Annotated in this window: 7 protein-coding genes; all 7 read right to left on the minus strand. The window is 66.0% G+C overall.

The genetic code is table 11. The features are described from left to right. Positions 1–67 precede the first annotated feature (67 nt). Entirely contained in the window at positions 68–664 is a 597-nt protein-coding gene (cofC, locus tag AB4074_RS21070; protein WP_441415138.1) for a 2-phospho-L-lactate guanylyltransferase, read from the minus strand. Next, a complete protein-coding gene (locus tag AB4074_RS21075; RefSeq protein ID WP_441415139.1) occupies positions 657–2,204 on the minus strand; it encodes a flavin-containing monooxygenase in 1,548 nt (515 codons plus the stop codon). Before AB4074_RS21075 ends, cofC begins: the two co-directional genes overlap by 8 nt. Next, entirely contained in the window at positions 2,201–2,689 is a 489-nt protein-coding gene (locus AB4074_RS21080; protein ID WP_441415140.1) for a hypothetical protein, read from the minus strand. The genes AB4074_RS21075 and AB4074_RS21080 overlap by 4 nt, the downstream gene beginning before the upstream one ends. Next, complete coding sequence (gene cofG / locus AB4074_RS21085; RefSeq protein WP_441415141.1) at positions 2,689–5,100, minus strand: 7,8-didemethyl-8-hydroxy-5-deazariboflavin synthase CofG; 2,412 nt, start codon at positions 5,098–5,100, stop codon at positions 2,689–2,691. Before cofG ends, AB4074_RS21080 begins: the two co-directional genes overlap by 1 nt. A gap of 94 nt (positions 5,101–5,194) precedes the next feature. Continuing rightward, complete coding sequence (gene fgd, locus AB4074_RS21090; RefSeq protein ID WP_441415142.1) at positions 5,195–6,247, minus strand: glucose-6-phosphate dehydrogenase (coenzyme-F420); 1,053 nt, start codon at positions 6,245–6,247, stop codon at positions 5,195–5,197. A 99-nt stretch (positions 6,248–6,346) separates the two neighbouring features. Continuing rightward, positions 6,347–7,273: an LLM class F420-dependent oxidoreductase gene (locus tag AB4074_RS21095; RefSeq protein ID WP_441415143.1), complete on the minus strand. Its 927-nt coding sequence runs from the start codon at positions 7,271–7,273 to the stop codon at positions 6,347–6,349. A 171-nt stretch (positions 7,274–7,444) separates the two neighbouring features. Continuing rightward, positions 7,445–8,164: citrate/2-methylcitrate synthase (locus tag AB4074_RS21100; protein ID WP_441415144.1), on the minus strand; the 720-nt coding region annotated here is incomplete at its 5' end.

An 8,164-nucleotide genomic window follows, 5' to 3' on the forward strand; every position in this document is an offset into this window, starting at 1 on the left:
CCGCTCGTCCTTAGCAGTAATGCTCGGAATCCGCACCACATTCGACCTGACCTTTCCCGCACCTTGCTCAACGCGCAGATTGCCTGATCGTCGCCAAAGCCTGGACTGTTCGTCGGCCGAGCCGCCCCTCAAGCCGCTCAAGGTCGGCCCATGTGTCGACATCGCACCGCAGTCCCGATGTCTTGTCGACATAGAGCTCGATGTACCCCGCGGCGCCGTGCGCAACACGCGACCCTTCGCCGAACGCGGGGCGATGCCGCTCCGGGACGAGGGCGGTGATCAGCGTTGTACCGGTGCCCGCGGCGTCTGCGATGAACGCCAGCTCGGCGCTTGCAGCGAGCGACAGGGCGGCCTTGAGTTCAGCTGAGGTAAGGGCCGGCAGGTCGCCCTGTAGCACGGCGACTCGGCCAGGGCCCGCTGCCTCAATGCCTTGGAGCACGGCTGCTGACAGCCCCTGTCCTGGATCAAGCACGGTCTCGGCCCCGAGGGCGCGGAAATCGGCGGCAGCGGCGGCGCTGGTGATGACAACAACGCGGCCCACCGGCAGCGCGGCCGCCACAGTATCGAGGGCGATCGCCCGTGCAAGGCCGGAATCAGCACCCAGACGCGACTTCGCCGCCGCGGTGCCCTTGACCGGCACGACAATGGTCCAGGCGTCAGCCATGCGCAATCGCCCCGGCGTCGTAGTCCGCCGGGTCGAACCGGGCCAGCCGCTCGCGGAACGCCGATGCGGTGTCCGGCCATAGAAGGGTCAGGCGGCGGCTCCGCTCGTCGACGTACCAACTGCGACAGCCTCCGGTGAGCCAGACCGTGGCCTCGGCCATGCGGTCGATTTCAGCGACGTATGCCGCCTGTCGCTCCGGCCGGACATCGAAGGCCGGAACATCGCGGCTACGCAGGTACCAAAGGGCCTCGAGGATGTACGCGATCTGCGACTCGATCATGTGGACGGCCGAGTTGTGGCCAAGGCTGGCGTTGGGGCCGTCGATGACGAAGAGATTCGGGAAACCAGCCACCGTGGTGGAGTTGTGCGCGACCATTCCTTTGGACCAGGCTGCGTCGAGGGTGTGGCCGTCGCGGCCTCGAATCCTTCGCGCGATCGGCGGCCGGGTCGAATGGAAGCCGGTAGCCAGGATGAGCGCGTCAAGCTCATAAGCCGCTCCCGAGGCAGCCGTGACCCGGCCGCCCTCGACGGCGGTGAGCGCGGACTGCTCTAGGCGCACCCACTTGTGCATCAGGGCCGGGTAGTAATCGTCCGATAGCAGGACGCGCTTGCAACCGGCCTCGTAGTCAGGTGTCAGTGCCCGGCGGAGGGCTGGGTCGGGGATTTGAGCCTCGAGGTGCCGTAGCGCTCGGTCGCGGAGCGCAGCGAGGGGGCCAGTGGCGCCGATCCTTGCCGCGAAACCTGCTTCGGCGTCCCAGAACATTCGAGTGCGAAGTGTGGCCAGGGAGCCGGGTTCCTCCCGCCAGGTGGCCTTCTCGGCTTCGGTGTAGGCGCGGTCGTCACGGGGAATGATGTACGCGGCGCTCCGCTGAAAGAGAACGATCTCGTCGGCCACCGCAGCCATGCGCGGCAAGATCTGCACAGCGGACGCGCCGCTTCCGACGAGCCCGACCCGCTTGCCCGCTAGGTCGAGATCGTGCGGCCACTCGGACGAGTGGAACACGGGTCCCGCGAACGAGGCCAGCCCCGGCACGTCGGGTATCCGCTTCTCGGAGAGCCGACCCGTGGCCAGGACCACCCAGCGGCAGCGGTAGGTGTCGCGCGTAGTGACGACCGTCCAAGTCATGCTGGTGTGGTCCCAGTCGAGCGCGAGCACTTCTGATGAGAAGCGGAGGTGTGGGAGGATGCCCTCCTCGCGGGCGGCCTCCTGCAAGTAATCGAGGATCTCAGCGCCGGGAGCGTAGAAGTGGGTCCAGTCGTTGCGTGGCCGGAACGAGAACGAGTAGAGCTGTGACGGGATGTCGCAGGCGACGCCCGGGTAGACGTTGTCGCGCCAGGTGCCGCCGACGTCGGCACCGCGCTCTACGACGACAAACGACCGCTCGCCCGAGCGCGCGAGCTGGATCGCGGCGCCGAGGCCGGCAAAACCCGCACCAATGATGACGGTGTCAACGGGCTCGGGGCCGGCGGCTTTCGCGAGGACGGTGTCGGCATCGACTGCTTCCGCATGGAAGATCTGAGAGTCTTGGGCCTCTGTCACGGCCGGGCTCGCGGTATCGTGCTGCCGGCCGGGTATCGCCGAGGCTCGCGCAGGAACGCGTCGATGAGATACGCCTGCTCGGCGGGATGTCCCGCCTCGGCGAAGCGCACGTCCACGGTTGCCGGGTCGGCCGCGGGCAACCGCGTCGGGGCGATGACGAGGACAGGGCAACGGACGTCCAGCGCCGGAGAAGCGGAGCCCAGCACGATCAGGGCAGAGACACGCGCGTCAGCAGCGAGGAGGGTCTCACAGCCCGGCGCGACGAGGAGCACGAAGCGGTCGGGCAGTTCACCCGGCCAGACGTGCGCGCCCGCCACGAAGACCTGACGTCGCCGGGTCAATAACGGCAGCGCGGCGTCGAGGTCGGGATCCAGGCCGGCCGGTCCGGCCGCGATCACGACCGGCTCGAGGGACTCTCCGGGCAGCCGTGCGACTCCTGTCACGACCTCTCGCAGGCCCGTGCCCGTCCCAAAGCTAACGAGCATCACGCGAAGCCCCTTTGGACCAGTGCGTAGCTCGTCGTGCGTTCCCGCGCCTCGCGGCCTAGAGCGGTCGCGATCCGCTGGACGTCTCCCCGTGTCGCCTCGCGGTACGCCTCGGCGCCGGCCTCCGGCCAGATCCCGCCGTCGAGCAGCAGACCGCCGAAGTCGTCCGCTCCCCCGGCGAGCACGGCCGCGGCGCCGTGGAAGCCGAGCTTGGTCCACGCGGCCTGCACGTGGTCGATCCGGCCGTGCAGCAGCAGGCGCGCGACCGCGTGGAGCGCCCGCGAGGATTCGAGGCCAGGCCCTTCGCCAGCCACCGCCCGCACCCCGGAGGGCACGTCGAACGGCACGTACGGCATGGCGATGAACTCCGTGAACCCGCCGGTCTCGTCCTGGATCCGGGTCAGCCGGCGCAGGTGAGCAACGATCTGGGTTGGCGTCTCGACGTGACCGTAGACGATCGTCGCCGTCGATCGGAGACCTGCCCGGTGAGCGGCCACGAGCGGCCGGATCCACTCGTCGACCGGCGGATCGGTGCGCTCGCTCAGCACCGCGCGCACGCCGTCGTCCAAAATTCGGGCCCCGGTACCGGGAACACTCGTCACGCCCGCCTCACGCAGTCCTTCGAGGAAAACCTCGACACTAACACCCATCCTACGCGCCCCGTCCAGCACCTCCGTGGGGCGGTAGGCGTGGAGTGACAGACCGGGCCCGGCTGCGCGGATGGCCGCAGCCAGGTCGAGGTAGGCCGTGCCCGGCAGCGCCTGGTCGATCGGGCCCTGGACACAGATCTCGGTCGCACCCAGAGCAACGGCCTCCTCGACCAGCCGCCGGATCATGTCGTCTGTGAGCCCCTTTCTGTAAAGCGACGAGTCCAGGTTGCGGTTGACGATGTAGGTCAACGTGTCACCCACCGCTGTCGAGCGGACCTCGTCGGCCAGCGCCGTTACCGCGTCGAGGTCCTCACCCCGGGCGGTAAGGAGAGAGCAGTAATCTGCGTCTGTAAGCGAAGCCGGGTCGATCGAGGCTCTGGCGAGGGCGGACACCACGGTGCGGTCGGCGCGGCGGCTCCTCCCGTCGGCCACGGCGCGGTCGACGGGAGGAGCGGCGGCAACAACAACGGCGACTTGGTCCGCAGATCGGGGCCGCGGCCCTCGCGCGGCGGGGGGCGCGGGCCTCACGCGTTTGCTCTCGTCGGCGAGCAGGGACACCGGATCGGCCAGAGCGGTAACGGCGGGGGCGACGCGGGGATCCAGCCAGGTTTCTGGATCCTGCAGGTACGCAGGGTGTGCCGTGAGCCGCTCGCGCAGGGTGAATCCGGCCTGCGCCGTCAGCTCGGCGAGGGTCTGGAGTTCGGGCCAGGGCCGTTCGGGATTGACATGGTCGGGGGTGAGCGGGCTGACGCCGCCCCAGTCGTCGATGCCTGCGCGCACCAGCAGCAGGAGTTCAGGGAGTTCACTGAGGTTCGGCGGCGCCTGGATGGTGTGGTCGGGCCCCATGACAATCCGGGCGACTGCGACGGCCGCGGCGTACTCCTCGAGGGCGAGGTCGGTCTCGTTCTGCATCGCGGTGCGCGGTTTCGCGCGGAAGTTCTGGACGATGGTCTCCTGCACCTGGCCGTACCGCTTGTGCGACGCCCGGATGGCGAAGAGGGCGTCCGCACGCTCGGCGTCGTTCTCGCCGATGCCGAGGAGGACCCCGGTGGTGAACGGGATCCGGGAGCGGCCGGCGTCGTCGATCACCCGCATCCGCAGAGCAGGATCCTTGTCCGGGGACCCGAAGTGCACTCCCCCGCGCTCGCTCCAGAGCCTCGTGGCCGTGGTCTCGAGCATCATACCCATCGACGCCGCGACCGGGCGGAGCCGCTGCAGCTCGGCGAACGACATGACGCCGGGGTTGAGATGCGGCAGAAGGCCTGTCTCGGTGAGTACGAGTTCGGCCATCGCGCCGATGTAGTCGAGGGTCGACGAGTAGCCGTGGCCGTCGAGCCACTGTCGCGCGACCGGCCAGCGGTTCTCAGGGCGATCGCCCAGTGTGAAGAGCGCCTCCTTGCAGCCGAGCGATGCCCCCTCGCGCGCGATGCGAAGGATCTCTTCCGGCGGCAGGTAGGTGGGGATCCCTTTCTTCAACAGGCCGCCCGGCGTCTCGACGAAGACGCAGTAGTGACAGCGGTCCTGGCAAAGCTGCGTGACGGGGAGGAACACCTTCTTTGAATACGTGATGATGCCCTCGCGAGAGGCGCGCGCAAGGCCCTCGTCGCGGAGTCGAGACGCAACGGTCAGCAACCGGTCGAGGTTGTTGCCTCGGGCTCCGAACAGCGCCGTGGCTCCGGCGAGGTCCGTCTCACCCGTGTCTTCGAGACGAGCGAGAGCCTCCGTGAGGGGAGCAGGATTCAAAACCGAGGGGGCGGGCATGATGGATCTTCAAAACGATGGTGGCACGGCTCTCGCGTTTCGCACATCGAGCCCGGAAGTCCTGGGCTGTGCTGCATGTCCCGACGAGCCCCGGTCATGGGGTCCCCCGGTCTCCAGCGGCGGCTAACCGGCCGGGGCCGTCGGTGCCCAGTCCCCGCAGCCGCGGCATGAGGTGTTCGGCGAACTGGGACAAAAACCGTTGCTGGTCATGGCCCGGGGCGTGGAAGACCAGGTGATTGAATCCTGCCTCTACGTAGGGCATGAGCTGGTCCATGACCTGCTCCGGGTCCGAGGCGACGATCCAGCGCTTGGCGACCTGTTCTATGGGCAGCGCGTCCGCGGCGGCTGCCATGGCCGCAGGGTCCTCGAGGCCGGCTTTCTGTTCCGGGCTCAGTGACAGCGGCGCCCAGAACCGGGTGTTTTCCAGCGCCAGTGCATAGTCCGTATCGAAGGAGAGTTTGATCTCAATCATCTTCTCTATCCCAGCCGGATCCCGTCCGGCGGTCGCCGCACCTTCAAATACGGCCGGCAGCAGCTTCTCCCTATATAGGTCCATGCCTTTGCCGCTGGTGCAGATGAAACCATCGCCGGCCGCACCGGCGTAGCGTGCCACCACTGGACCGCCGGCTGCGATATAGATCGGAACTGGGATTGAAGGCCGGTCATATACGGTCGCATTGACCGTGCGGTAGTACTCCCCGTTGAAACTCACCCGGTCCTCGGTCCACAGCCAACGCATCAGCTCCACTGCTTCTCGGGCCCGGGCAAAGCGTTCCTTAAAGGCCGGCCAGTCGGCCCCGGTGACGGCGACCTCGTTTAGTGCCTCACCGGTGCCCATGCCCAGGATGACCCGGCCGGGATACAGGCAGCCAAGGGTAGCGAAGGCCTGCGCGACGACTGCCGGGTTGTAGCGGAATGTGGGGGTGAGCACGCTGGTACCCATCACAATCCGCCTGGTACGTTCCCCCACGGCGGCCATCCAGGCCATCGCAAAGGGGGCATGTCCGCCCTCGTGGCGCCACGGTTGGAAATGGTCCGAGACCATCACCGAATCCAGGCCGATGTCCTCGGCAAGAACCGAATACTCAACCAGGGTCCTCGGGTCGAACTGTTCTGCGGAGGCTTTATAGCCGATCCTGAAACTCAATTTACTCCTCGCTTCATGCATTCAAATGGTTTTAGGGGGAAGAACCGGGCGTCCGGGGGACGGTCTCTCATCTCGTTGCCTGCACGCCATGCGTCTCCATCACGCCATCGATGGGGTCCCGTGGTCGAGCTCCTGGGCGATTTTTCCCAGCTCGCTCACGAATTTTCGCGTCTCACTGTCAGTCGAAGAGGCAGGGTGCGAATAAACGACTCGATCCAGACCGAGGTCAACGTATCGGTCTACGAAGTCGAGCCGTCCCAGGTTGAGGGTGACTTCCATTGGCTTCCCGGCGGCCGCCGCCCGTTCGCGCAGCTCTGTGATCCGGTCTCCTAGGCCATCGAAGTCGTTATCATTATGACCAGGCATCCATGCGTCGGCGTGACTCAGTGTTCGGTCCAGCACGGTCGGACCCATACCGCCCATCAGAATGGGCGGATGAGGCTGCTGGATTGGCTTCGGCCACTGGAAAATGGGATCGAAGTCGACCTGCTTCCCGTGATACTCCGCTTCTTCATGCCCCCAGATTTGCTTCATAGCTTCAATGCGTTCCAGCATGAGCCCGTTACGGGTCTTGAGGTTTACGCCGTGATTAGCGAGCTCAGCAGCGTTCCACGCCGCTCCCACTCCGACGCCGAAGAGGAAGCGTCCGCCCGTCAAACGGTCGATCGTGGCGATTTCCTTGGCAAGCCAGATCGGGTCGCGTTGAACGACCAGACAGATGCCGGTGCCCAACAGCAGGGTGGAGGTCACCGCACCCATCATCGCAAGCGTGGTCAGCTGATCGTAGTTGCGGTAGTACTCGCGAGGGAAGCCCCCGGGCGAGTGCGACCCGGTGAAGCGCCGCTCGCGTGCATCTGCGCTGCCGCCGTAAGCCACTTTGTGGTCGTCGTTTAACCGCGAAGCTACTGGAACGTGCGAATGGTCCGGTAGCCAGATCGACTCGATACCGCTGTCCTCGGTCATGCGAGCGAACTCCAGAGGCGGAAACGTCTCATCGGTCGGGTAGAACTTGATGCCAGTTTTCATGTGATCTTCTCCCTGGGGGGTGCCGGCTCCGATGAGGGAGCCGCGGACTCATTGCGCCGAGCTATCGCGGCCGAGTTTGTACCGCATGCACGTGGAATCACATTCCACGTGCTCATTGGATTCGTAGTCTACGATCGTTGTGCACGAACGATGTCTAGGTCCACGAGATGTCTATTCGGTTGTGCGTAGATGTTGGGGTCCGGTGTATGTGACTTGGCTGCCGGGGACGTGACGCCATTTCTGGCCCTGGTCCTGCTCTTCGATGAAGTGCGCAGCAAGAGACAACGTCCGTGGAGTCATCAGGATGGGACGTGCCAGGCGTGGGTCGAGGCCGAGGTCCAAGAGCAGCGCCGCGGAGATCCCGTCGATGTTGGTCGCGATTCGCCGTCCGACGGCTGCTTCCAGCTCAGTTTCGATCGACTCAAGCAGGAGACAGTGATCGCCGTAGACCCCGTATTCGTCGGCGATTCCCATCAGCAGAGGCGCTCGTGGGTCGACGTCGTGGTGCGGGTGCCCGAATCCTTCGATCGGTTCCCGGGCGGCTCGCCTGTCCGTGACGATGCTTCGCGCCTTCGCCCGGATCTCGTCGCGACGATGGCTTCCGGTGCTCTGGACGCTGGCTATGGCTTCCCGAAGCCACCCGGCGATCTGTTCTCCGGCGCCCCCATGGTGATCACCGATGGTGAGCATCCCAGCAGCTATTCCTACCTGGATAGGATTCCCGTACGAGGCCATCATTCGTGTGACGGTGGTCGTTGGTGAGATGCCATGTTCCATGACCGAGACCATGATGGCCTCAAGGACGTGGGCCTGACCTTCGGTTGGTAATCGACCGCTGATCAGGAGATATGCGAGTTCACCAAAGCTGCGTTTGCCGATCATTGAGGTCAG

The sequence above is a fragment of the Arthrobacter sp. 2MCAF14 genome, assembly GCF_052115645.1.
Lineage (GTDB): Bacteria > Actinomycetota > Actinomycetes > Actinomycetales > Micrococcaceae > Arthrobacter.